Genomic DNA, 2,246 nt, shown 5'->3' with positions numbered 1-2,246 from the left:
TCCAGTACAGTGCCATTGAGGCCCAAAGAGGTGTTGTACTCGTTCCCGGCGTCCGTGTCGCCATCGGCGGCGATATGGTTCGCGATGTCCGTGGCATTTGTCGCAATATCACTTGTATTGGTTGCGATATTGGTCGTGTTGGTAGCAATGTCAGTTGTATTGGTGGCAATGTCGGATGTGTTCGTTGCGATGTCGGATGTGTTGGTTGCAATATCCGTAGCGTTCGTTGCAATGTTTGAAGCATTTGTCGCGATGTCGCTTGCATTGGCCGCTACACCCGCACTGTCGTCAAGACTTGAAATATCAACCGCCGGATTGTTCCCCAACTCGTTGGTATAGGTCAATTCACTTGTCGAACTGTTGAAGGACAAGGCGGTGTTGGTCTCGGCTATCGATACGGAGGCCACATTAAGGTACAGCGCACCATCGGATCCCGCGGTTATGTTGTTGTTGGCATCACCACTGATCAGGTTGACAGACTCGGTGCCGCCACCGTCCGTGATCTCCAGGTTACCTCCTGTGATACCGCTTCCCGTGTTGTACTCGTTCCCGGCGTCCGTGTCCCCATCGGCGGCGATATGGTTCGCAATGTCCGTGGCATTTGTCGCAATGTCAGATGTGTTCGTGGCAATATCAGTTGTATTGGTCGCAATATCAGTTGTGTTGTCAGCTATATTGGTCGTGTTAGTAGCGATATTGGATGTGTTCGTTGCGATGTCTGAAGCATTTGTCGCGATGCCGGCCGTGTTCGTGGCAATGTCACTTGTATTGGTCGCAATATCGGATGTGTTTGTAGCGATATCCGAAGTGTTTGTGGCAATGTCTGAAGCATTTGTCGCGATGTCACTTGTGTTTGTGGCTATATCTGCCGTATTGGTGGCGATATTGGATGTGTTCGTTGCGATGTCGCTTGCGTTGGCGGCAACCCCCGCACTGTCGTCAAGGTCGCTCAGGTCAACGGTAACGTCCGTGGTGCCCTCGCTTATGGTCAGTACGTTGCTCGGTGCATCCAGTGAAGCTCCCGTGATGTCGTCGTCAGTGGCCGCCAAAAGTTCCGCGTCGGTGGCAAAGACCGCATCCAGGTCGTCGCTCAACGTTCCGCCCCCGTCGACAAGCTCCAGCACGGTCCCGTTAAGGCCCAACGAGGTATTGTACTCGTTCCCGGCGTCCGTGTCGCCGTCGGCGGCGATGTGGTTCGCGATATCCGTGGCATTCGTTGCAATGTCAGCCGTATTCGTGGCAATGTCAGCAGTGTTTGTGGCGATGTCTGATGTGTTGGTAGCAATATCTGATGCGTTTGTTGCAATGTCACTTGCGTTCGTAGCTATATCAGATGTATTGGTCGCAATATCACTTGTATTAGTTGCGATATTGGCCGTGTTTGTCGCTATATCAGCCGTGTTCGCAGCAATGTCAGTTGTATTGGTTGCGATATTGGTCGTGTTAGTAGCGATGTTGCTTGCGTTGGCCGCAACCCCGGCACTGTCGTCAAGGTCGCTCAGGTCAACGGTAACGTCAGTGGTGCCCTCGCTTATGGTCAGTACGTTGCTCGGCGCATCCAGCGAAGCACCCGTGATGTCGTCGTCAGTGGCCGCCAAAAGTTCCGCGTCGGTGGCAAAGACCGCATCTAGGTCGTCGCTCAACGTTCCGCCCCCGTCGACAAGCTCCAGCACGGTCCCGTTAAGGCCCAACGAGGTGTTGTACTCGTTCCCGGCGTCCGTGTCGCCATCGGCGGCGATGTGGTTCGCGATATCCGTGGCATTCGTTGCAATGTCAGCCGTATTCGTGGCAATGTCAGCAGTGTTTGTGGCGATGTCTGATGTGTTGGTAGCAATATCTGATGCGTTTGTTGCAATGTCACTTGCGTTCGTAGCTATATCAGATGTATTGGTCGCAATATCACTTGTATTAGTTGCGATATTGGCCGTGTTTGTCGCTATATCAGCCGTGTTCGCAGCAATGTCAGTTGTATTGGTTGCGATATTGGTCGTGTTAGTAGCGATGTTGCTTGCGTTGGCCGCAACCCCGGCACTGTCGTCAAGGTCGCTCAGGTCAACGGTAACGTCAGTGGTGCCCTCGCTTATGGTCAGTACGTTGCTCGGCGCATCCAGCGAAGCACCCGTGATGTCGTCGTCAGTGGCCGCCAAAAGTTCCGCGTCGGTGGCAAAGACCGCATCTAGGTCGTCGCTCAACGTTCCGCCCCCGTCGACAAGCTCCAGCACGGTCCCGTTAAGGCCCAACGAGGT

General features: G+C 53.8%; 1 protein-coding gene. It reads right to left on the bottom strand.

Annotated features, from left to right (window positions below; genetic code table 11):
- Nucleotides 1-2,246 (bottom strand): beta strand repeat-containing protein (locus A7D14_RS19945; RefSeq protein WP_176712351.1); only part of this gene is annotated, 2,246 nt, incomplete at both ends.

The organism is Allomuricauda sp. CP2A (genome assembly GCF_001683915.1).
Classification (GTDB): Bacteria; Bacteroidota; Bacteroidia; order Flavobacteriales; family Flavobacteriaceae; genus Flagellimonas.
Note: the sequence above shows the minus strand (reverse complement) of the source record. Positions and strands in the feature narration are given on the sequence as shown.